Annotated in this window: 23 protein-coding genes; 15 read left to right on the plus strand and 8 right to left on the minus strand. The window is 60.1% G+C overall.

Annotation, left to right across the window (positions count from 1 at the left end):
• Positions 1-334: 334 nt before the first annotated feature.
• Entirely contained in the window at positions 335-1,558 is a 1,224-nt protein-coding gene (locus GE543_RS08180; RefSeq protein WP_371927132.1) for a CaiB/BaiF CoA transferase family protein, read from the minus strand.
• Between the two features lie 9 nt (positions 1,559-1,567).
• Positions 1,568-2,749, minus strand: a complete 1,182-nt coding sequence (locus tag GE543_RS08185) for an acyl-CoA dehydrogenase (protein WP_153221186.1) — start codon at positions 2,747-2,749, stop codon at positions 1,568-1,570.
• Positions 2,750-2,902: 153 nt separating this feature from the next.
• On the opposite strand from GE543_RS08185, the gene GE543_RS08190 reads away from it, so the two are divergent.
• The 10 genes from GE543_RS08190 to GE543_RS08235 all read left to right on the plus strand — a co-directional run bounded on the left by GE543_RS08190 (position 2,903) and on the right by GE543_RS08235 (position 12,687).
• Entirely contained in the window at positions 2,903-3,826 is a 924-nt protein-coding gene (locus tag GE543_RS08190) for a LysR family transcriptional regulator (protein ID WP_178118565.1), read from the plus strand.
• A 405-nt stretch (positions 3,827-4,231) separates the two neighbouring features.
• The gene (locus GE543_RS08195) at positions 4,232-5,353 is read left to right on the plus strand and encodes a Re/Si-specific NAD(P)(+) transhydrogenase subunit alpha (RefSeq protein WP_065093361.1); all 1,122 of its coding nucleotides are present in this window, start codon (positions 4,232-4,234) and stop codon (positions 5,351-5,353) included.
• A gap of 10 nt (positions 5,354-5,363) precedes the next feature.
• A complete protein-coding gene (locus GE543_RS08200; RefSeq protein WP_002555867.1) occupies positions 5,364-5,687 on the plus strand; it encodes an NAD(P) transhydrogenase subunit alpha in 324 nt (107 codons plus the stop codon).
• Positions 5,684-7,138, plus strand: coding sequence for an NAD(P)(+) transhydrogenase (Re/Si-specific) subunit beta (locus GE543_RS08205; protein ID WP_153221188.1), 1,455 nt, complete (start codon positions 5,684-5,686; stop codon positions 7,136-7,138). The genes GE543_RS08200 and GE543_RS08205 overlap by 4 nt, the downstream gene beginning before the upstream one ends.
• Positions 7,139-7,317: 179 nt before the next feature.
• Positions 7,318-8,811 (plus strand): acetyl-CoA hydrolase/transferase family protein, encoded by a 1,494-nt coding sequence (locus tag GE543_RS08210; protein ID WP_003368016.1) that lies wholly within the window; start codon positions 7,318-7,320, stop codon positions 8,809-8,811.
• A 320-nt stretch (positions 8,812-9,131) separates the two neighbouring features.
• Complete coding sequence (locus GE543_RS08215) at positions 9,132-9,347, plus strand: DUF1127 domain-containing protein (RefSeq protein ID WP_002555870.1); 216 nt, start codon at positions 9,132-9,134, stop codon at positions 9,345-9,347.
• 313 nt (positions 9,348-9,660) lie between these two features.
• A complete protein-coding gene (locus GE543_RS08220) occupies positions 9,661-9,978 on the plus strand; it encodes a DUF2388 domain-containing protein (RefSeq protein ID WP_003368015.1) in 318 nt (105 codons plus the stop codon).
• 86 nt (positions 9,979-10,064) lie between these two features.
• A complete protein-coding gene (locus GE543_RS08225; RefSeq protein ID WP_153221189.1) occupies positions 10,065-10,370 on the plus strand; it encodes a DUF2388 domain-containing protein in 306 nt (101 codons plus the stop codon).
• Positions 10,371-10,408: 38 nt separating this feature from the next.
• On the plus strand, positions 10,409-10,729 hold the full coding sequence (locus tag GE543_RS08230; RefSeq protein ID WP_003340359.1) for a DUF2388 domain-containing protein: 321 nt from the start codon (positions 10,409-10,411) through the stop codon (positions 10,727-10,729).
• On the plus strand, positions 10,726-12,687 hold the full coding sequence (locus GE543_RS08235; RefSeq protein WP_024649912.1) for a DUF4105 domain-containing protein: 1,962 nt from the start codon (positions 10,726-10,728) through the stop codon (positions 12,685-12,687). The genes GE543_RS08230 and GE543_RS08235 overlap by 4 nt, the downstream gene beginning before the upstream one ends.
• Here the strand turns inward: GE543_RS08235 and GE543_RS08240 are convergent, their stop codons facing one another.
• The 5 genes from GE543_RS08240 to GE543_RS08260 all read right to left on the minus strand — a co-directional run bounded on the left by GE543_RS08240 (position 12,688) and on the right by GE543_RS08260 (position 15,779).
• Positions 12,688-13,065 carry a helicase gene (locus GE543_RS08240; protein ID WP_024639003.1) on the minus strand — a complete coding sequence of 126 codons (378 nt, stop codon included), beginning with the start codon at positions 13,063-13,065 and terminating at the stop codon, positions 12,688-12,690.
• A 166-nt stretch (positions 13,066-13,231) separates the two neighbouring features.
• Positions 13,232-13,675: a hypothetical protein gene (locus GE543_RS08245; protein ID WP_003401233.1), complete on the minus strand. Its 444-nt coding sequence runs from the start codon at positions 13,673-13,675 to the stop codon at positions 13,232-13,234.
• Positions 13,676-13,922: 247 nt separating this feature from the next.
• Positions 13,923-14,198 (minus strand): HU family DNA-binding protein, encoded by a 276-nt coding sequence (locus tag GE543_RS08250; RefSeq protein WP_003316110.1) that lies wholly within the window; start codon positions 14,196-14,198, stop codon positions 13,923-13,925.
• Between the two features lie 192 nt (positions 14,199-14,390).
• Positions 14,391-15,548 (minus strand): NAD(P)/FAD-dependent oxidoreductase, encoded by a 1,158-nt coding sequence (locus GE543_RS08255; protein WP_153221190.1) that lies wholly within the window; start codon positions 15,546-15,548, stop codon positions 14,391-14,393.
• A gap of 63 nt (positions 15,549-15,611) precedes the next feature.
• Positions 15,612-15,779: a rubredoxin gene (locus GE543_RS08260; protein ID WP_054986759.1), complete on the minus strand. Its 168-nt coding sequence runs from the start codon at positions 15,777-15,779 to the stop codon at positions 15,612-15,614.
• Between the two features lie 188 nt (positions 15,780-15,967).
• Between GE543_RS08260 and GE543_RS08265 the strand changes: the two genes are divergently transcribed.
• From GE543_RS08265 to GE543_RS08285, 5 genes are all read left to right on the plus strand, one after another.
• The gene (locus GE543_RS08265) at positions 15,968-16,528 is read left to right on the plus strand and encodes a chorismate lyase (protein WP_371927120.1); all 561 of its coding nucleotides are present in this window, start codon (positions 15,968-15,970) and stop codon (positions 16,526-16,528) included.
• A complete protein-coding gene (ubiA, locus tag GE543_RS08270; protein WP_153221191.1) occupies positions 16,528-17,418 on the plus strand; it encodes a 4-hydroxybenzoate octaprenyltransferase in 891 nt (296 codons plus the stop codon). The genes GE543_RS08265 and ubiA overlap by 1 nt, the downstream gene beginning before the upstream one ends.
• A 167-nt stretch (positions 17,419-17,585) precedes the next feature.
• Positions 17,586-18,275 carry a phosphate regulon transcriptional regulator PhoB gene (phoB, locus tag GE543_RS08275; RefSeq protein ID WP_002555882.1) on the plus strand — a complete coding sequence of 230 codons (690 nt, stop codon included), beginning with the start codon at positions 17,586-17,588 and terminating at the stop codon, positions 18,273-18,275.
• Between the two features lie 96 nt (positions 18,276-18,371).
• The gene (gene phoR, locus GE543_RS08280; RefSeq protein ID WP_003316098.1) at positions 18,372-19,658 is read left to right on the plus strand and encodes a phosphate regulon sensor histidine kinase PhoR; all 1,287 of its coding nucleotides are present in this window, start codon (positions 18,372-18,374) and stop codon (positions 19,656-19,658) included.
• 100 nt (positions 19,659-19,758) lie between these two features.
• Positions 19,759-21,099 (plus strand): hemolysin family protein, encoded by a 1,341-nt coding sequence (locus GE543_RS08285; protein WP_003316097.1) that lies wholly within the window; start codon positions 19,759-19,761, stop codon positions 21,097-21,099.
• Between the two features lie 623 nt (positions 21,100-21,722).
• Here GE543_RS08285 and GE543_RS08300 read toward each other — a convergent pair.
• Positions 21,723-22,625 (minus strand): M23 family metallopeptidase, encoded by a 903-nt coding sequence (locus tag GE543_RS08300; RefSeq protein WP_046237626.1) that lies wholly within the window; start codon positions 22,623-22,625, stop codon positions 21,723-21,725.
• Between the last annotated feature and the right edge of the window lie 141 nt (positions 22,626-22,766).

A 22,766-nucleotide genomic window follows, 5' to 3' on the forward strand; every position in this document is an offset into this window, starting at 1 on the left:
CTTTGCAACTTCAACCACTTGCGCTGCGATCAACTCTTGAGATGCTCATCAGCGGGAGGCGAATTCTACAGCGTTACAACCGCGTGTCAAACTCTTTCTTCTCACCGCTGTCGATCAATCCAGACCCGACCTCTTTCCTCGCTGACTCTTAACTCTAAAACCTTGCAAACTATTGATCTACAAGGCTTTTTCGTTTCCGTCTGCGCCGGAAGTGGGGCGAATTATAGACACCTGACAGAGGGCGTCAACCGTTAATTTCAAAATCGCCGAAATTAACCTTAAAGGCCCCTTGGCTATATAGAAGAGCCCCTCGCAAACGCTTTCTTCTATATAGCTACAGCACCCCTGCCTCGCGCAGCAGAGTGAGCTCTTCCTCGCCAATCCCCAGCAGCGCCTGCAGCACTTGCACCGTATGCTCTCCCAGCAGCGGCGGCGCCCTTGTGTATTCGACCGGCGTCTCAGACAGCCGTATCGGGCTGGCTACCTGCGGAACACGCCCGGCCAGCGCATGAGGAAGCTCTATGGCCAGGCCACGCGCCACCACATGCGGATCGGCAAACACCTGGGCCAGGTCATTGACCGGCCCGCAAGGCACGCCGGCTGCCTCCAGCTCACTGACCCATTGCACAGTGGTCTTGAACACCGTCACCTGGCGAATCAACGGAATCAGCTCGGCACGATGAGCCACTCGCAGCTTGTTGGTCAGGAAGCGTGGATCCTCCGCCCACTGCGGCTGCCCCGCCACAGCGGCAAACTTCCTGAACTGACTGTCATTGCCGACGGTAAGGATCAGGTCGCCATCAGCCGTGGGGAAGTCCTGATAGGGCACGATGTTGGGATGAGCGTTTCCCAAGCGCTTGGGCGCTACCCCCGTCGTCAGGTAGTTCATGGCCTGATTGGCCAGGCAGGCTACTTGTACATCCAGCAGCGCCATATCGATGTACTGGCCGATATCGCTTTGATCACGATGCGCAAGAGCCGCGAGAATGGCCGTCGTCGAATACAGCCCCGTCAGAATGTCAGTCAATGCGACGCCGACCTTCACCGGCCCGGCTCCCTCTTCACCGTCCGGCAGACCGGTAAGGCTCATCAAGCCACCCAGCGCCTGGATCATGAAGTCGTAACCCGGACGCCGCGCATACGGCCCGCTTTGCCCGAAGCCGGTAATGGAGCAATAGATCAGCTTCGGGTTGACCGCCTTCAGCGACTCGTAATCCAGTCCGTAAGCCGCCAGCCCGTCGACCTTGAAGTTTTCGATCACGATGTCGGACTTTGCCGCCAACTCGCGCACCAGACTTTGCCCTTCAGGACGCGTGAAGTCGATGGTCACAGACTGCTTGTTGCGATTGGCGGACAGGTAATAAGCCGCCTCGCTGGTGTTCTGCCCCGCAGCATCCTGAAGGAATGGCGGCCCCCACGAGCGAGTGTCATCGCCACACCCAGGGCGCTCGACCTTGATGACGTCAGCGCCAAGGTCAGCAAGGATCTGCCCGGCCCATGGCCCGGCGAGGACTCTCGACAGGTCGAGCACCCGGATATGCGAAAGCGCCCCCATGATCAGTCCTCCTTAATAGAAAGCCTGAATGCCGGTCTGCGCACGCCCCAGAATCAACGCATGCACGTCGTGCGTGCCTTCGTAGGTATTCACAACCTCCAGGTTGACCAGATGCCTGGCGATGCCGAACTCGTCCGAGATGCCATTGCCGCCCAGCATGTCGCGGGCCAGACGCGCGATATCCAGCGACTTGCCGCACGAGTTGCGCTTCATGATCGAGGTGATCTCCACGGCAGCCGTACCTTCGTCCTTCATGCGCCCCAGACGCAGGCAACCCTGCAAGGCCAGAGTGATTTCGGTCTGCATGTCTGCCAGCTTCTTCTGGATCAACTGATTGGCCGCCAGCGGACGGCCGAATTGCTGGCGATCCAGGGTGTATTGCCGCGCGGTGTGCCAGCAGAACTCTGCGGCACCCAGCGCGCCCCAGGAGATACCGTACCGTGCCGAGTTGAGGCAGGTGAACGGCCCCTTCAGACCGCGCACATCGGGAAAGATGTTCTCTTCGGGCACGAACACGTTATCCATGACGATCTCGCCGGTGATCGATGCGCGCAAACCGACCTTGCCGTGAATGGCCGGAGCGCTCAGGCCTGCCCAGCCTTTTTCGAGAACGAAACCGCGAATATCGCCGGCATCGTCCTTGGCCCACACCACAAACACATCGGCGATCGGACTGTTGGTGATCCACATCTTGCTGCCGCTCAAGCGGTAACCACCCTCGACGCTCCGGGCACGGGTGATCATCGCTCCAGGGTCGGACCCATGATCGGGCTCGGTCAGGCCGAAGCAGCCGATCCATTCGCCAGAAGCCAGTTTGGGCAGGTACTTCTCTTTCTGGGCCTGCGTGCCGAACTCGTTGATCGGCACCATGACCAGCGAGGACTGCACACTCATCATCGAACGGTAGCCCGAATCGATACGCTCGACTTCACGCGCGATCAGCCCATAACACACGTAATTCAGGCCGCTGCCACCGAACTCTTCCGGGATGGTCGCCCCCAGCAGCCCCACCTCGCCCATCTCGCGAAAGATGGCCGGGTCGGTTTTCTCGTGACGGAATGCTTCCAGCACGCGCGGGGCCAGCTTGCTCTGGGCGAACTGCTCGGCCGTGTCGCGGACCATGCGCTCTTCTTCAGTGAGCTGTTGATCCAGCAACAAGGGGTCAATCCAGTTGAAGCCTGCCTTACCGCTCATGCCAGTTCCTCGCGCTCAGATGAAATCCTGCAGTGATCCTAGTCCTGGCCCATGCCAGCGACAAACGAGGTTTTATCAAGCATGTGTGGTAATTTCTCACTCCGTGACACAGAACTGCGCTCTAAAACAAAAATATCAGTGAGAATAAAGTACATGAGACGCAAGATACCCAGCACCACTGCACTGGTCAGTTTCGAGGCAGCCGCCCGTCACGAGAGCTTCACCAAGGCCGCTAACGAGCTCTCCCTCACGCAAGGCGCTGTGTGTCGGCAAATCGGCGGGCTGGAAGAGTTTCTCGGCGTCGAGTTGTTCCGGCGTTCGCGCAGGGGCGTAAAGCTCACGGAAGCCGGGCTGTCCTATAGTCGTCGTGTGTCCCAGCAACTGGACGCGGTCGAGCGCGACACACTGTCGGTCATGGGCCAGCAAGGTGCCAACGCCATCGAACTCGCCGTGGTGCCGACCTTCGGCACTCAGTGGCTGCTGCCGCGCCTGAAGGACTTCCAGCACAAACACCCCGACGTCACGGTCCACCTGACCAACCGCACCCGCCCGTTCCTGTTTGCCGACACCGACTTCGACGCCGCCATCTATTTTGGCGATGCCGACTGGTCCGGCACCCAGTCGCATCGTTTGATGAGCGAAAACTCCATGCCGGTCTGCAGCGCCTCTTTTCTTGAAGGTCGCGACAGCCTGACAGCACGCGAGCTGGCCGAACTGCCGCTGCTGCAACAGACCACCCGGCCCTACGCCTGGCGCCAATGGTTCAATGCGCAGGATCTGGATATCGCGCGCGACATGACCGGCCCGCGCTACGAACTGTTCTCCATGCTGGCGCAGGCGGCCATGCACGACATGGGCGTTGCTCTGATTCCACCCTTCCTCATTCAACGCGAACTGCAGGAAAAGCGTCTGGTGATCGCAAACCCCCGCTCACTGCCCGGCAGCAAGGCCTATCACCTGATGATTCCTGAGCGCAAAGTTGAATCGGCATCGCTGACTGCGTTTCGTGACTGGCTGATCGAACAGGCCCGTGCTTACCAGTTGCCCCAGGAAAAATTCGACCAATATCTCAGGTAGCCCATAGCTGCTGACACCTACAGATATAACCTTATGTCGCCCTGAAGTAACTTCCGATCGCTCACAAAAAACGGGACACAACCCTTTATTTATAGGGCCTATGGGTCGATACGGCGCATTTATCGGATTTTCGGCAGAAAAACTTTTATCACCTGTTTTTCGTAAGGAATATCACCACAGCCCTTACAGATAAAGGGCTCTATCGAATAAGTGCGACAATAGGTCACAGTGTGACTTGTAGTTCATCTATAGTTTCGTTACAGAATGTATTGAAGCCCGCAAACTTCGCCTGCAAAATGCCCCGCCCCTGCTGCAAAGGGGTGTGCTGATTGGCCAAGCCAGACGCACCAGCCGTAGTGCACTGGCCTACATACGAACGATAAAAAATCGCGCAGGAGATTTGTCGTGCACATTGGCGTTCCTCTCGAAACACAAGCGGGCGAAACCCGGGTAGCTGCTACCCCGGAAACCATCAAAAAGCTGATCAGCCAGGGTCACCGGGTTACCGTGCAAAGCGGCGCGGGCCTTCATGCCAGCGTTCCAGACAGCGCTTACGAGGCTGCTGGCGCAGTGATCGGTGACACCAACGAGACCTATGCGGCCGAACTGATTCTCAAGGTCGTCGCACCTGACGATGAGGCGCTGAACCTGATCAAAAGCGGCTCGGTGGTCGTCGGCATGCTCAACCCCTTCAACAACGAACTGATCGGCAAGATGGCCGCACGTGGCATTACCGCGTTCGCCCTGGAAGCCGCGCCGCGCACATCGCGGGCGCAAAGCCTTGATGTGCTGTCTTCGCAAGCCAACATTGCGGGCTATAAGGCAGTACTGCTCGCCGCGCATCACTACCCGCGCTTCATGCCCATGCTGATGACCGCTGCCGGTACCGTCAAAGCAGCACGGGTGCTGATCCTGGGCGCCGGCGTTGCCGGTCTGCAGGCCATTGCCACCGCCAAAAGGCTGGGCGCCGTGGTGGAAGCGTCGGATGTGCGTCCGGCAGTGAAGGAGCAGATCGAGTCGCTGGGCGCAAAATTCATCGATGTGCCCTACGAGACCGACGAAGAGCGCGAATGCGCCGAAGGCGTTGGCGGCTACGCACGCCCCATGCCGGCCAGCTGGATGCAACGCCAGGCCGCCGCCGTGCATGAGCGCGCGAAACTGTCGGACATCGTCATCACCACCGCGCTCATTCCCGGCCGCAAGGCCCCGGTACTGCTCGGCGCAGAAACCGTGGCGCAGATGAAGCCCGGCTCGGTGGTGATCGACCTGGCCGCTGCACAGGGCGGCAACTGCCCGCTGACCGTTGCCGATCAAGTGGTTGTCGAGCACGGCGTGACCATCGTCGGCCACACCAACCTGCCCGCTCTGGTCGCAGCCGATGCATCGGCGCTCTACGCCCGCAACCTGCTGGACTTCATGAAGCTGCTGTTCGACAAGGACGGCACATTCTCGATCAACCTCGAAGACGACATCGTCGCCGCATGCCTGATGTGCCGCGACGGGCAAGTTGTCCGCAAGAACGGCTGAGGACACACCAATGGAAGAGCTGATTTCCCCCGGCGTCTACAACCTGATCATTTTCGTATTGGCGATCTATGTCGGCTACCACGTGGTCTGGAATGTCACGCCTGCGCTGCACACGCCGCTCATGGCGGTCACCAATGCGATCTCCGCCATCGTCATCGTTGGCGCCATGCTCGCCGCTGCGCTCACGGTCACCCCGCTGGGCAAGACCATGGGCACGCTGGCGGTCGCACTGGCGGCCGTGAACGTGTTTGGCGGGTTTCTGGTCACTCGGCGGATGCTGGAAATGTTCAGGAAAAAGGCCCCCAAGGCAAAGGATGAGGCGCCCAAGTCATGAGCATGAATCTGGTTACCCTGCTGTACCTGATCGCATCGATCTGCTTCATCCAGGCACTCAAAGGCTTGTCGCACCCTACCACTTCGCGCCGTGGCAACCTGTTCGGCATGCTCGGCATGGGCCTGGCGGTCATCACCACGATCGGCCTGGTGTTCAAGCTCGCGGTGCTGTCTACTGCTGAAGGGACCAGCGCAGGCATCGGCTATATCGTAGTCGGCCTGCTGGTGGGCGGAACCGCTGGCTCGATCATGGCCAAGCGCGTCGAAATGACCAAAATGCCGGAGCTGGTGGCGTTCATGCACAGCATGATCGGCCTGGCGGCAGTGTTCATCGCTATCGCGGCGGTCGTCGAGCCTCAATCACTGGGCATCGTTCGCAATCTGGGCGATGCGATTCCGGCCGGCAACCGTCTGGAGCTGTTCCTCGGGGCAGCCATCGGTGCGATTACCTTCTCGGGCTCGGTCATCGCTTTCGGCAAACTCTCGGGCAAGTACAAATTTCGCCTCTTTCAAGGCGCACCGGTACAGTTTGCCGGCCAGCACACGCTCAATCTGGTCCTCGGCCTGGCCACGCTGTTCTTCGGCCTGACCTTTATGTTCACCGGCAGCCTCACTGCCTTTGCGATCATGCTGGCGCTGGCCTTCGTCATCGGTGTGCTGCTGATCATCCCGATTGGCGGGGCCGACATGCCGGTGGTGGTCTCGATGCTCAACAGCTATTCAGGCTGGGCAGCGGCCGGCATCGGCTTTTCGCTGAACAACTCGATGCTGATCATCGCGGGCTCACTGGTGGGTTCCTCGGGCGCGATCCTCTCCTACATCATGTGCAAGGCGATGAACCGCTCGTTCTTCAACGTGATCGGCGGTGGCTTTGGCGGCGCAACGGACTCGGCAGGCCCGGCGGGTGCGAAGGAAGCACGCCCGGTGAAATCCGGCTCGGCAGACGACGCCACCTTTTTGCTGACCAACGCCGACACCGTGATCATCGTGCCCGGCTACGGCCTGGCAGTGGCTCGTGCCCAGCACGCACTCAAGGAACTGACCGAGAAGCTCATCCACCGCGGCGTCACCGTGAAGTACGCCATTCACCCGGTGGCCGGACGCATGCCCGGGCACATGAACGTGCTGCTGGCCGAAGCCGAAGTGCCTTACGACCAGGTGTTCGAGATGGACGACATCAACTCCGAATTCGGTCAGGCCGATGTGGTGCTGGTGCTCGGTGCCAACGACGTGGTCAACCCGGCCGCCAAGAACGATCCGAAATCCCCTATCGCCGGGATGCCCATTCTGGAGGCGTTCAAGGCCAAGACCATCATCGTCAACAAACGCTCGATGGCCAGTGGTTACGCAGGTCTGGATAACGAATTGTTCTACCTGGATAAAACCATGATGGTCTTCGGAGACGCCAAAAAGGTGATCGAGGACATGGTGAAGGCCGTCGAAAACGCCTAGCCTGACCACGCTCCATTGAAGCCCCGGCTCGCTTGGCGACCGGGGCTTTTTACATTCCGCGTAACAGTGTTTTGCGCTGGAACCCGCTAATTAGAGCGGTCAAATGCGACCTTGGTAGCAGGACGAAGCTCGACCAAGGCTCTAGACTTGTCGTTCGCTTCTATCTACGAGACAGACCCATGTACCGTGACCGTATCCGCCGGCCCTCCCTGATGAGCAAGGTTATGAGCGCAGCCGACGCTGCCGCCTTGATTGAAGACGGCATGACCGTCGGCATGAGTGGCTTCACCCGTGCAGGCGAAGCCAAGGCCGTACCCCACGCGCTGGCCGAGCGCGCCAAAGTGACGCCGCTGAAAATCAGCCTGATGACCGGCGCCAGTCTGGGCAATGACCTGGACAAGCAACTGACCGAGTCCGGCGTACTGTCCCGGCGCATGCCCTTTCAGGTCGACAGCACGCTGCGCAAGGCGATCAACAACGGCACGGTGATGTTCATCGATCAGCATTTGTCCGATACGGTCGAGCTGCTGCGCAATCGGCAGATCAAGGCGGTGGACCTGGCTGTGATCGAATGCGTGGCGATCACTGAAGAGGGCCATCTGGTGCTGAGCACCTCCGTCGGTAACTCGGCCAGCTTCGCCATCCTGGCCAAACAGGTCATCGTGGAAATCAACCTGTCCCAGCCACTGGAGCTGGAAGGCCTGCACGACATCTATATACCCAGCTACAGGCCGACACGCCTGCCGATTCCGGTCCTGGAGGCCGATTCGCGTATCGGCAGCCACGCGGTGAAGATCGACCCGGCAAAAATAGTCGGCATTGTCATCAGCAACCAGCCTGACTCGCCCTCCACGGTCACACCACCTGATGCGGACACGCAGGCCATCGCCAATCATCTGGTGGAGTTCTTCAAGAAAGAAGTGCGCGAAGACCGGCTGACCGACAAGCTGATGCCACTGCAGGCCGGGATCGGCAACATTGCCAACGCGGTGATGCACGGTCTGCTGGCGTCGCCCTTCACGGACCTGACGATGTACTCCGAGGTGCTGCAGGACTCGACATTTGACCTGTTCGATGCAGGCAAACTGACCTTTGCCTCGGGCAGTTCCATGACCTTGTCGGCGGCCAAGCATGCCGAGGTCTTTGCCGACTTCAATCGCTACAAGTCCAGGCTGGTACTGCGCCCGCAGGAAATCTCCAACCACCCCGAGGTGATCCGTCGCCTGGGTATCATCGGGATCAATACCGCGCTGGAGTTCGACCTGTATGGCAATGTGAACTCCACCCACATCTGCGGGACTCGCATGATGAACGGCATTGGCGGCTCCGGAGACTTCTCGCGCAACGCGCACCTGGCGATCTTCGTCACCAAATCGATCGCCAAAGGTGGCGCGATCTCCAGCGTCGTGCCGATGGTCAGCCATGTCGACCACACCGAACACGATGTCGACATCCTGGTCACCGAGCAGGGCCTGGCGGACCTGCGCGGTCTGGCACCTCGCGAACGCGCCAGAGTAATCATCGATAACTGCGTGCATCCGGATTATCGCGATGCGCTGAACACCTATTTCAGTGCCGCTTGCGCCGTGGGCGGGCATACCCCACACATCCTGCGCGAAGCACTGAGTTGGCACATCAACCTGGAAGAAACCGGGCGCATGCTGCCAGCCTGAACAGGACAGTTGGAAGTGAGCAAGCGCTTTTCTGATTCACTTTCAGCTGGCACCCAAGGGCTTATGAAAAAACTGTACTGCTGTACCGGTCATAAAACTGTCTTGAAAGGTCAAAATCACCACAATCGATCACAAAATGCACCCTTAAAGTGCAGACCGGTACAGTTGCCCCATTTATGAACAAAACAGTGCCCAATCACAGTTAACTGAACCCTCACAATACAGGTGAACTGTGTCTATGGAAGCTGGACGCGCACGAGGAAAATGGGCACCAGTCAAGCAACTCACTTATCCCGCCACAAGCGGAAGGAAGTCACACCATGGAACGTACAATCAGTTCCGATCTGTTCAGCGAAAGCACCGTTACCACCGCAAAAGCCTCTCTGCCTCTGCGCGTATTCGCCAACCTGATGCTCTGGCAGCGTCGCCTGTCCAGCCGCCACCAGCTGGCCCGTCTGGATGCACGCCTGCTGGCTGACGCCGGTATCAGCGAATCCCAGCGTTACGAAGAGCTGAGCAAGCCGTTCTGGCGCTAAACAAGCGCCCGCTGGTCCTTGACCGTCAGGTCTCCTGCCAGCAATCCGAATTGCTTCATACAAGACCCGTCTCAGGCAACTGAGACGGGTTTTGTCGTTTCAGGGGGCGGATTCAGAGAGCCTTGGCTAAACCAGTACAGATTTAACAAAATCAAAATACGGCAGGTACAGTCATCAAATATTGCAAACTGTGTAAGTCGAAGCCGTCGACCTTCATGACAACTGCAGTATGGGTGGGATAGTCTAGCGCTCTACCTCAGCCCTTCGGCTTCGCAGGCAGTCTGTGCCCACTTGTCCACAACGGAACTCGATCATGTCTCTGCTACGTAACCTTGGCGCTGTCTTTCTGTTGACCGCCGCAGCCGGTGCAAACGCCTCCAGCTTCATCGTCACCACCGACGCAGTGGTCGATGCCGTCAATGCATCGACCCGCGCGACCTCCAACGTGTCCTCTTCCCTGAAAGACGACAAGATCGTTCTTGCCGCCCGTGACGACGCCGCCAGCTTCGTGGCCAGCTCCGGCGACATCCGCAGCGCTCGCCTTGAAGGCGCGTTGCAGCACATCCGCCAGGTCCTGCCTGAACTGCAAGCCAGCGACAGCCAGCTGGCTCAGGCCATTCTGGCCATCTGACCGCTGCGCCCCGGCTACGTGCCGGGGTAGCTCTGGCCCGCGCATTGCGCTAGCCTTGGAGCCTGTTTTGCCGGTTCGTGAAAGTCATGCGTTTAGTGCACCTTCTGTATATCGCTCCCTTTGCCAGCCTGACGTACGTCAGTCAGGTTCAAGCGTTCGATACGACCACGCAAGGCCTGGTCAAGACCGCCTATGCCACCAGCCAGGTCTCGACAGGACCGTTCGATAACAAACTGATCATGGCTGCCCGTGACGATGCTGCTGCATTCATCGCCAGCGACGGAGAAATGCGTGGCGCCCGGCTTGAGTCAGCGCTGCACGCCCTGCGTCAGGCAGATGCAAAACTTCATGCCAGCGACCTTGAACTGGCGCAGGCAATCCTCGTCCAATAGCCACTTTCCCCTCTTCGCGTAACTGGAGACGTCACTACATGCGTACCCCGCTGATTGCTGCTTCCCTTGGCCTGCTCTTGCTGGCCGATTTTGCCCAGGCCCAGACTGTTGTGGCCACGAGCAACATCATCGTTCGTGCGTTCGGCCGTACCATCGATTTCACTTCCGACACCACCACATCGATCCGCGACTCCAAGGTCGTTCTCCAGGCCAAAGACGATGCTGCCAGCTACGTTGCCACTGGTGGTGACATCCACGGCGCCCAACTGGATGCTGCGTTCGATACGCTGCGTACCCGCGTGCCGGAAGCGCGCAATGCAAGCGATCAGACCCTGGCTGAAGCAATCCTCGCATTGTGAGGCGGTTTCGCGCCTGGCTGCTTGCTGGCGCGCTGTCGCTGGTCGGTACGCATGCCTTTGCCAGCCTGAAGCTGGAACTGCACACCGACGGCCTCGATGCGCCCCAACAGCAAGCCAGCCAGGCGCTGCTCGACGAAGCCCTGCACGCACTACCGCCCAGCTTCGTCGAAGCACTGGACCGCACCGTCGAGGTAAGCTGGTCCGCTGACATGCCGCAGAACGCCTACGGTCAGGCCGCCGGGCCCTATCAGCTGTACCTCAACAGCCACCTGCTGGCCTCGTTGACGGACGGCTCGGCAGCCACGGCCCAGACCGGCCGGCCACACGGTACGGTGCGTCGTGAGTTGCTCGCCACTGTCCTGCATGAGCTGACCCACGTCTACGACCGCGCCCGCCTGTGGTCGCCCAGCGAGCGAGCGGCGATTTTTCGCTGTACCTCACGCAGCAGTTCGCTGGGCAAGGTCGGCCTGCCTGACAACTGCCGCGGCCAGACCGAGCGACGCTTCACCCTGAGTGACGATCCACGCCTGCTGGACCTGGCGGGATGGCAGCAATATGTCGGACGTCGCGGCGACCGCGAGGAACATAACGGCCAGGTCGCCCGCAGTCCGGACATCTACGAAACCACCAGCCCGCTGGAATTCGTGGCGGTGAACATGGAGTACTTTCTCCTTGATCCGGCCTACGCCTGCCGTCGCCCTGCCCTGTATGCGTATTACAAGGAGCGTTTCGGCTGGGCACCTGCAGCCCATAACGAATGCCCGAAGTTCTACCCCTACCTGAACGCCGGCAGCGACTTCGGCCGAGAGCCATTGGGCAAGCTGGACCCGGAGCGGGTCTATGCGGTGGATTATCTGCTGGCCGAGGCGAACCAGAACTGGGCAAGCCGCTGGGGCCACAGCATGTTGCGCCTGGTGATCTGCAAACCCGGCCGCCCGCGTGGTCCGGATTGCCGACTGGACCTCGATCAGCACCTGGTGCTGTCGTACCGGGCGTTTGTCGGCGACGTGCAGCTGTCCAGCTGGGACGGCCTGATGGGTGCCTACCCGTCGCGCCTGTTCGTCCTGCCACTGGCGCAGGTCATCGATGAATACACCAAGACCGAACTGCGCAGCCTGGCGTCGGTACCGATCAAGCTGTCGCGTCCGGAAATAGAAGGGCTGGTGCAGCACGCCGCCGAGATGCACTGGAGCTACGACGGCAACTACTACTTCCTCTCGAACAACTGCGCCGTTGAAAACCTCAAACTGCTGCGCGCCGGTACGCACAACCCCAAGCTCGTCGGCCTGGACAGTATTTTGCCCAACGGTTTGCTTGAAGTCCTCGAAGGCCGAGGGCTGGCTGATACCAGCGTACTGGACGATCCCAAGGAGGCGCTGCGTCTGGGCTATCGGTTCGACTCCTACCGCGACCGCTATCAGGCGATGTTCGAAGTGCTGAAGAAGCACTTGCCGATCAAACAGAACACCGTGGAAGACTGGATGGCGCTACCCGCCAGTGAGCGCAGCCAGTGGTTCGGCAAAGCCGATCTGCGTACCAGCGCTGCGATTCTGCTGCTGGAGCAGGCCAGCCTGCGCAGGCAACTGCTGTTGGCCCAGGATGAAGTGAAACAGAGCTATCTGGGTGCACGGGAATTGAAAGACGGCAAAGTCTCCAACGCCACCAAAACGCTGCAGGAAATCCTCGCCAGCAGCGGGTTCCTCAGCCGGCCTGCCGAGCTGCTGGGCAGCGACGGGTACGGTTTGCCACAGGCGGGTGAATGGCAGCGTCTTGAAGCAGAAAGCAGTCAGCGCCAGAAACAGCTCAAGCGCCTGACCGGCGATCTCGACAAGGAAGTGCGAGCCCTGCTGGAGCCTGAGCGCGCCAAAGAGATTGCCGCCAACGAAGCCAACCTCAAACAGGTGTCCGAGCACCTCAGGGCGTTGCACAAGGCTGCAGGCGGGCTGCAGTTGCCGTGATCAGGCCGCTTTCTTTCTCGGTTTAAGGTATTTGACCAGGCCCTGGAACCAGATCACCAGGGCCGGGTTGCCCTTGATCTGAATATCCTTGTCCTGAATGCCTTTCATGAACGCCAGCTGCTTGTTTTTCGCCTGAAGGGTATCAAAGCCGAAGGCTGCATCACGAAACACGATGGCAAACGCCGGCTCTGCAACCGTGCCGCTTGCACTGCGGATCCGCTGATCGTGGACCACGAAGTGACGTGCAACCTTGCCATCTGCCGTCTGCAGCTGAAAGGTCAGGTCTTTGCCAGCCAATTGCTGCTGGAACGCCGGATTGTTACGACTGGCGCGGGCCATCAGCAGGCCCAGCATCCACAACAGGAAACGAAATTTCATACATGGCCTCTGAACACGCAGGTTCCGACTCGGAATCGGCGTGGCAGTGTAGCGGGTTATCGGCGCAAAACCTTTAGGAAAAGAAAGGATTTCGAGGGAGATCGGCACAAAACAGTTACCGAACATGAGGATGCTGCTCCGCGTGGGAAGCAGCATCCCACTGGCATCAACGAATGCTGTTGATGCTGCCTTTGTTACCCGTGACCTTTACATCGACCTTCTTGAAGATGAAGTAGTCTTTGACGCTGACTTCGTAGCGCGGCGCGACGATCAGATCGGCGCCGGAGGATTTAACCGCCTTGAAAGCGGCTGCCGCTTTGGTCGTCGAGACCGGATCAGGCAACGCCAGACCCAGGCCGCCACCGCCACTTGCGCCACCGTAGGTCACGCCGTCGGCGAACTGATTATCGCCGCCGAAGCTCAGGAAATTGAACAGCACGTTGGTGGACGACTCGCCGCTGATGGTGCCGCCAACCTTGACGTCAGCCTTCAGGTCGGTTTTGACCGTGCCTTCCAGCGGTGCGCTTGGCTGGCTGACGTTGTAGCTCACACAACCGCTGGTCGTGGCGATCAGAGCCGCAACAGCAGCAAACTTCCATGGCTTTTTCATTCTGGATTTCCCAAGAGTAATTGAAGGGGTGCAGCAGGAACGGCACTCTAAGGGAATCAGCAACAAGAAAAAGTCAGGCAAAGCTGTGGCTTTGGAAGGCAATTACATGGAATGGAGTAGGACAATTCTCACAGGGAGCGAGAGGCATCATCGACGTCATACGACAGAAACAAGAAACGGGCACCCAATCCGATTGGTGTGCCCGCCTGTGGGTTGTGCGTCTCCCGCCGAGGCGCACAACAGGGTGTCAAGGATTGACGCTGTCTTTCAGGGCTTTCCCCGGTTTGAAGGCAACCGTGTTGCTTGCCTTGATTTTGACCGGCTCCCCGGTCTGTGGGTTCTTGCCAGTGCGGGCGCCACGGTGGCGTTGCAGAAAAGTACCGAAACCTACCAGCGTGACACTGTCCTTGCGGTTCAGTGCGCCAGTAATCTCTTCAAGGATGGCATTGAGAACGCGATTGGATTGTTCTTTGGTGAGATCCGCCTTTTCAGCGATGGCGGCTGCAACTTCTGGTTTACGCATATGAAGCCTCTTTTACGGTTTTTTGTTTTTATGTCCCGCGCCGCTTTTGTAAAAAAACGGCAACAAGGCGCCGCGACAGCTCTACGTAGCGGCAGACAAGACCGAGGATGGCATGCCGAACTGACCCGCGCCAGTGCATGAATGCGGTTTATTGGCAGAAATACAGGGTCAATCCGACAAAATGACGTGAAATCACGCCAATAACGCAGGTAACACCTTGTTGAGTGCGAGTTTTTCCATAACCGCTGCGCCTGTCAGGGCATAGCCCAGCAGATGGCCGTCGGCGTCGTGACACAGCGCCTTGATATCAGCGCCCTGCCCTTCGACACTCCAGTGGCCATCGCTGCCACGCGGCGGCGGCGAAACCACCAGCGGGCAGGCGGGCGTCTTCACGGTGATCGGCATGGGCCCGTATTTGACGGAAGTCGGGTTTCCGGCCAGCGTCTGGGCCAACGCACGAGCGCAGCTCATCAACGGCATCACGTAGAGCAGGTTCAGGCCATCGACTTCAGCGCAATCACCCAGCGCGTGGATGTTGGCGTGGGAGGTTTGCAACAGGCGGTCGACCAGAATGCCGCGCCCGGTCTGCAGGCCGGCAGCAGCGGCCAGCTCGATGCGAGGACGCAGGCCGATGGCTGACACCACCAGGTCGCAGTCCATCACCTGCCCGTCCGACAAGTGCGCTTGCAGGCCCTCACCATTGCGGTTCAGGCGGGTCAGCACCGGCCCCAGATGGAAACGTGCGCCCAGGCTTTCAAGACCGGACTTCACCGCAGCCGCCGCCTCAGGGGGCAACAGGGTCGGCATGACCTGTTCGCACGGCGCCACCAGGTCCACTTCATAGCCGCCCAGGATCAGGTCGTTGGCGAACTCACAGCCAATGAGTCCTGCGCCGAGAATCAACACCCGACGCTTGCCCGCCGCAGCCGCGCGGAAACGGGCGTAATCCTGAAGATCGTTGATCGGGAAAACGGCGTCGCCGGCGTCGCCGGCGTCGCCTTCCACCGGTACACGAATGGTTTCGGCGCCCCAGGCCAGCACCAGATCGCGGTAATACACCGCCTCTTCGCCGATCCACAGGCGTTTGTGACCGGCATCGATCCCGCTGATGCGCGTGTGCGTGCGGATCTCGGCCTTGAGCTGATCGGCCATGGCGCCGGCTTCAGCCATGCTCAGGCCGTCGGCTTCCTTGTTTTTGCCAAAGCCGGTAGAGAGCATCGGCTTGGAGTAGGAACGGCCATCGTCGGCCGTGATCAATAACAGCGGCGTGTCTGCGTCCAGCTTGCGAAACTCTCGAGCGAGGTTATACCCCGCAAGGCCGGTGCCGATGATGACGACAGGTGCGCTCATTGTTCTTCCCTATTTCACTGTGCCTGGTGCTCGTTGTTGCCAGCCCTTGTCTACGGGCAGCAATCAAGCGATTTCGATCATTTCAAAGTCCATTTTGCCCACGCCGCAATCCGGGCAGAGCCAGTCTTCCGGCACATCCTGCCAGAGGGTGCCGGGCGCAATTCCGTCATCCGGCCAGCCATCGGCTTCGTTATAGATCAGGCCGCAGACGATGCATTGCCACTTCTTCATGTCAGGTTCTCTCGTTTATCAGGCTCAATAGCGTACGACGGTCAGTTGCCGTCTTCTGAAGGGCGTTGTACTGATCGGCAGGCGCGGATGCAAGTCTGATTCTATAACCTGAGGTTCTGCCGACCGTCGGTCGAGACCGGCAATCATGCTAAGCTCGCGGCCTCGTTGGCTGCCGGAACTGGCTTATCGTGACCCAGCAATCCCCCGCATTCATTGGCCCTGCCTGGCTCGAGCGCGAGCAATTGATCGACGCGCCGGACCCGGTAATGCTCGACTGGTTGTTCAATCAGGACTCCCTTACTCGTCGCCTGGACCGTTTGTCTGACGGTCGTTTCAGCGTATTTCCGCAGTTTGAAGGCTGGCAGCCCTTGCGCCCTGACGAGTGCCTGGCGCTGGGCCTGCCAGAGGCGGGCGAAGGCTGGGTGCGCGAGGTGTACCTGCGCGGTAACGGCAACAACTGGGTGTTCGCGCGCAGTGTCGCTGCCCGCAGCGCCCTGCTGGATGGCGGCCTGAATATGGATGAGCTGGGCACTCGTTCGCTGGGTGAGTTGCTGTTCAGCGACCCGGCGTTCGTGCGCGGCACGCTTGAAGTGTGTCATTACCCCGAGGCCTGGCTGCCCGCTGCCGACGCAGCGCGCGGGCTGTGGGCACGCCGCTCGCGCTTCGATCGAGGCGCGTTGAGCGTGCTGGTCGCCGAAGTTTTCCTGCCCGCCCTGTGCACTGCGATTCACGACAAGGACCACGTCTGATGTACCTGTCCCTCCTCAAATCCCTCAATCGTCTGAGCCCACGCGCCTGGGACTTCATCCAGCTGACACGCATCGACAAGCCCATCGGCGTCTACCTGCTGCTGTGGCCGACCCTGTGGGCGGTCTGGATTGCAGGCAAGGGCGCGCCGTCGCTGCAGACCGTGTTCATTTTTGTGCTCGGCGTCTTTCTGATGCGGGCGGCAGGCTGTGTAATCAATGACTTCGCCGATCGCAAGGTGGACGGCCACGTCAAACGCACCGAGCAGCGTCCGCTGGTCAGCGGCAAAGTCAGCTCCCGGGAAGCGCTGGTGCTGTTTGCGGTGCTGGTCGGCCTGAGCTTTGTGCTGGTGCTGTTTACCAACGCGGCGACCATCTGGCTGTCGTTCGGCGGTCTCGCCCTGGCGGCCAGCTATCCGTTCATGAAGCGCTACACCTATTACCCGCAAGTGGTGCTGGGTGCTGCGTTCTCGTGGGGCATGCCGATGGCCTTCACTGCCGAAACCGGTGAGCTGCCCGCTGCAGCCTGGTTGCTGTACATCGCCAACCTGCTGTGGACCGTGGGCTACGACACTTACTACGCCATGGTCGATCGCGACGACGATCTGAAAATCGGCGTGAAATCCACGGCCGTCCTGTTCGGCGATGCCGACCGGGTCATCATCCTGACCCTGCAGGGGCTGGCACTGGGCTGCCTGATGCTGGCCGGTGCGCGCTTCGAACTGGGCGCGTGCTTCTACATCGGCCTGCTGGCAGCGGCGGGCTGCTTCGCCTGGGAATTCTGGAGCACCCGAGCGCGCGAGCGAGACGCCTGCTTCAAGGCCTTTCTGCACAATCACTGGGCCGGGCTGGCGATATTCCTGGGCATCGTCGCCAACTACGCGGTGCGCTGAGTACAGCCACCGCCAGCCTGCGCACGACTGAAATAAATTCAGGATCGCGAGGCCTGCGGGCCCCCACGGCCCGTCAGCGTGCTAGCCTCATTCAGACCTGTCACACGACTGCAATAATTCCGTTATCTAATGCGCCCCAAGACAGTTAAATGACAAGAGGTTCGAGCATGGCTGGCAGGAGCATCCTGATCGTTGACGACGAAGCGCCAATTCGCGAAATGATCGCCGTTGCGTTGGAAATGGCTGGATACGACTGTATTGAAGCCGAAAACTCTCAGCAGGCCCACGCGATCATCGTGGACCGCAAGCCTGACCTGATTCTGCTCGACTGGATGCTGCCAGGCACGTCCGGCATCGAACTGGCCCGGCGCCTCAAGCGTGACGAACTGACCGGGGACATCCCGATCATCATGCTCACCGCCAAGGGTGAAGAGGACAACAAGATCCAGGGCCTGGAAGTGGGCGCCGACGATTACATCACCAAGCCTTTCTCGCCGCGCGAGCTGGTGGCACGCCTCAAGGCCGTGCTGCGTCGCGCTGGCCCGACTGACGGCGAAGCGCCCATCGAAGTCGGCGGCCTGCTGCTCGACCCGATCAGCCACCGGGTCACCATCGATGGCAAACCCGCCGAAATGGGCCCGACCGAATACCGCCTGCTGCAGTTCTTCATGACCCATCAGGAGCGCGCCTACACACGCGGTCAGTTGCTGGATCAGGTGTGGGGCGGCAACGTCTACGTCGAAGAACGCACCGTCGATGTTCACATCCGCCGCCTGCGCAAGGCCTTGGGGGATGCGTATGAAAATCTGGTACAAACCGTGCGCGGCACTGGCTATCGTTTCTCGACCAAGAGCTGACAACCGCTGCGTCGACGCAGGGCAATGGCCGGTGCAGACCAGACAAGGATTTACCCCTAATTGAATCAAAATTGGCACGGCACTCTGATACGCCACATGTTGTTGCTGGTCACTGCCTGCCTGTTGGTCGGCCTGATCAGTGGGCAGTATGCCTGGAGCCTGGCCGCCGGGCTGGGACTGTATCTGGCCTGGACCCTCAAGCAGCTGTTACGCCTGCACGACTGGCTGAGCAGCCACAAGGCTGACGAGCCGCCTCCGGACGGTTACGGTCTGTGGGGCGAAGTCTTCGACAGCATCTACCACCTGCAACGTCGGGATCAGCGTGTCCGTGGCCGCCTTCAGGCCGTCATCGACCGCGTGCAGGAGTCCACCGCCGCGCTGCGCGATGCCGTGATCATGCTCGACAGCGACGGCAACCTGGAGTGGTGGAACCGTGCCGCTGAAACCCTGCTGGGTCTGAAGACGCCGCAGGACAGCGGGCAGCCGGTGACTAATCTGGTGCGGCATCCACGCTTCAAGGAATACTTTGCGCTGGGCGACTACAGCGAGCCGCTGGAAATCCCGTCGCCGACCAACGATCGCCTGCGCATTCAATTGCTGATCACTCGTTATGGCAACAATGAGCATCTGATGCTGGTGCGCGACGTGACGCGCATTCATCAGCTGGAGCAGATGCGCAAAGACTTCGTCGCCAACGTGTCTCACGAGTTGCGGACACCGCTCACAGTGATCTTCGGCTACCTGGAAACGCTGCTCGATAACGTGGACGAGGTCAATCCACGCTGGGTCCGTGCACTGCAACAGATGCACCAGCAAGGCGGGCGCATGCAGACGCTGCTCAACGACCTGCTGTTGCTGGCCAAGCTCGAGGCCACCGATTACCCCTCGGACAACCACCCGGTGATCGTCAATTCCCTGCTCAAGACCATCACCGCCGATGCCAACGCGCTGTCGGGCAGCAAGAACCAGCAGATCCACCTCAGCCTGGAAAGCAACATGCGCCTCAAGGGCAGCGAAAGCGAACTGCGCAGCGCGTTTTCCAACCTGATCTTCAATGCCGTCAAATACACCCCGGCCGAGGGCGTAATCCGTGTTCGCTGGTGGGCCGACGAACGGGGTGCGCACCTGAGCGTGCAGGATTCGGGGATCGGCATCGAGACCAAACACCTGCCGCGCCTGACCGAGCGCTTCTACCGGGTCGATACCAGCCGCGCGTCCAATACCGGCGGTACAGGGCTTGGTCTGGCCATCGTCAAACACGTGCTGCTGCGCCATCGGGGCAACCTCGAGATCAACAGTGTTCTTGGCAAGGGCAGTGTTTTTACCTGTCACTTTGCCAGCGGTCAGTTGTCCAAACCCGCGAGCGACGATTCAGACTACTAGGCAATCCTGCTTCGAGCCGCTACATTGCCGGGTTCATGGCGTCTTCTCTGGCGTGACACGACCCTCTTCCTGATTAATACGGACCCTGCAAAACCCCATCATGGACCCTTCCCCTAGCTTTAACCTGTCTTCACTCTTCGCCGATTTCGGCATGATTCTGTTTGCTTTGTTCCTGGTCCTGCTCAACGGTTTTTTCGTTGCGGCAGAGTTCGCCATGGTCAAACTGCGCTCGACCAAGGTTGAAGCCATTGCCGACAAGAACGGCTGGCGCGGGCACATTCTGCGCAAGGTCCATGGCCAGCTGGACGCCTACCTTTCGGCCTGTCAGCTGGGTATCACCCTCGCCTCTCTGGGCTTGGGCTGGGTCGGTGAACCGGCCTTCGCGCACCTGCTGGAGCCATTGCTCGCAGCGGTGGGCGTGGACACTCCGGAATTGATCAAGGGCGTGTCGTTCTTTACCGCCTTCTTCATCATTTCCTATCTGCACATCGTGATCGGCGAGCTGGCCCCCAAATCCTGGGCGATCCGCAAGCCGGAGCTGTTGTCGCTGTGGACGGCGGCGCCGTTGTACTTCTTCTACTGGTTGATGTACCCGGCCATCTACCTGCTCAACGCCAGCGCCAACGCCATTCTGCGCATCGCCGGCCAGGGTGAGCCCGGCCCGCACCATGAACACAGCTACAGCCGCGACGAACTGAAACTGATCCTGCACTCCAGCCGTGGCCAGGACCCAAGCGATCAGGGCATGCGCGTGCTGGCGTCGGCGGTGGAAATGGGCGAGCTGGAAGTGGTCGACTGGGCCAACTCCCGCGAAGACATGGTGTCACTGGACTTCAACGCGCCGCTCAAGGAAATCCTCGCCTTGTTCCGCCGTCACAAATTCAGCCGTTATCCGCTGTATGACGCTGAACGTGGCGAGTTCGTCGGCCTGCTGCACATCAAGGACCTGCTGCTGGAGCTGGCAGCGCTGGACCATATTCCGGAATCGTTCAACCTCGCCGAGCTGACCCGCCCGCTGGAACGTGTTTCCCGGCACATGCCGCTGTCGCAGTTGCTTGAGCAGTTCCGCAAGGGTGGCGCGCACTTCGCCGTGGTGGAAGAAGCCGACGGCAAGATCGTGGGCTACCTGACCATGGAAGACGTGCTCGAAGTACTGGTGGGCGACATCCAGGACGAACACCGCAAGGTGGAACGCGGCATTCTTGCCTATCAGCCGGGCAAACTGCTGGTGCGCGGAGATACGCCATTGTTCAAGATCGAGCGCCTGCTGGGCATCGACCTGGATCACATCGAAGCCGAGACACTGGCCGGCCTGATCTACGACACGCTCAAGCGCGTGCCGGAAGAAGAGGAACAGCTGGAAGTCGAAGGCCTGCGCATCATCATCAAAAAGATGAAAGGCCCGAAAATCGTCCTGGCCAAGGTGCTGAAACTGGACTGACCGATCAGCGCCGCCTGTTCAGGATCGGACGCAAGGTGTCCTCCCGGACGACTATCGTTCCTCACGCTCCAGCGTGGGAATGCATTTCGTGACGCTCCGCGTCACAGATCTGCGCCATACCACACAATCAGGAGAGGACGCAGAGCGTCCAGAACGGCATGCCCACGCTGGAGCATGGGCACGATGGTGATCTACCTGCCGCCTATCGTTCCTCACGCTCCAGCGTGACAATGCCTTGCGTGACGCTCCGCGTCACAGATCTGCGCCATACCACACAATCAGGAGAGGACGCAGAGCGTCCAGAACGGCATACCCACGCGGAGCATGGGCACGATAGTCATCTACCTGACGACTATCGTTCCTCACGCTCCAGCGTAGGAATGCCTTGCGTGACGCTCCGCGTCACAACTCTGTGCCGCGCCCCATGTTCAGGATAGGACGCGGAGCGTCCAGAACGGCATACCCACGCGGAGCATGGGCACGATAGGTGTTCTCCCGGACGACTATCGTTCCTCACGCTCCAGCGTGGGAATGCCTTGCGTGACACTCCGCGTCACAGGTCTGAGTTGCGCCCCATGCTCAGGATAGGACGCAGGGCGTGGGAGCAATGAATGGCCCCCTGCTCAATTCCCGCCGACGGCGAAGTTGGGCAGGCTCTGCACCGGTGTGGCGAATTCATAGGGGATCGAGATCAGTTCATTGCCCGAGTTGCGCTGCACGACGAAGTGCAGATGCGGGCCGGTGCTGTTGCCGGTGTTGCCCGACCGCGCCAGCGCTGTTCCGACGCTGACCCGTTGACCTTCCCTGACACTCACTGAGCCGCGCATGAGGTGCAGGTAGACGCCCATGGTGCCGTCGTCATGCAGGATGCGCACAAAGTTGCCTGACGCATTCGAGCCCCGCCCTGACTGGCTGTTTTCGATCTTCACCACCGTGCCGCCGCGCGCGGCAATGATCGGCGTTCCCTCGGGCATGGCGATGTCCATTGCATAGCGCCCCTTGACGCCGTAATGGCTGTATCTGCCATTCGGGCCCTGAGTCAGGCGAAACGGTCCACCAATCCACGGCAGCGGGTATTTGTAGGCCTGCACCGAGCCTCTGGGATCACCCAGGGTTGAACTCAGCACCGAGGCGTAGTTCATCGGCTTGCTGCCCACCTTGGGGCTCAAGACCACCACGCGCTGGTTGCTGCGCGCAGGGATCGTACGGCGTAGCGTCGCTGACGAGCCAGATACCCCCAGCACATTGGTCACACTGGAAAGCTTGAGTTCGACTTCAACCGGAGCGTACAGATCGTTGCGCACATACAGGCTGTGTACGCCCTTTTCCCGCCTGACACTCAAGTGCACCTGGCCGTCGATACGCTCGACCATGCGGTCGCGAAACACCATGACCGAAGCGCCGGGCGTCGGCCGGTCTGAAAAGGACACCACGCCATCGGCATCGGTGAACTTATAAATCGTGACAGCCCCGGCCGACTGCACAGTCAACGTCAGGGCAAACAGGATAAGCAGGCGTTCAAGCATCGGAGAGGGTCGGGTTCAAGGGCACTGGGTGCCAAGCCTAGCAGCCTTGCAGGCAGAAGAGGATGCAAGGGTATCAATCGGACATCAATGAAGCGTCAAGGAAGGCACGCCAGAGGCCCGGTACGCGGTGTCGTATGACAC

Origin of the sequence: Pseudomonas sp. SZ57, from assembly GCF_009495975.1 — a bacterium.
GTDB lineage: Bacteria > Pseudomonadota > Gammaproteobacteria > Pseudomonadales > Pseudomonadaceae > Aquipseudomonas > Aquipseudomonas syringae.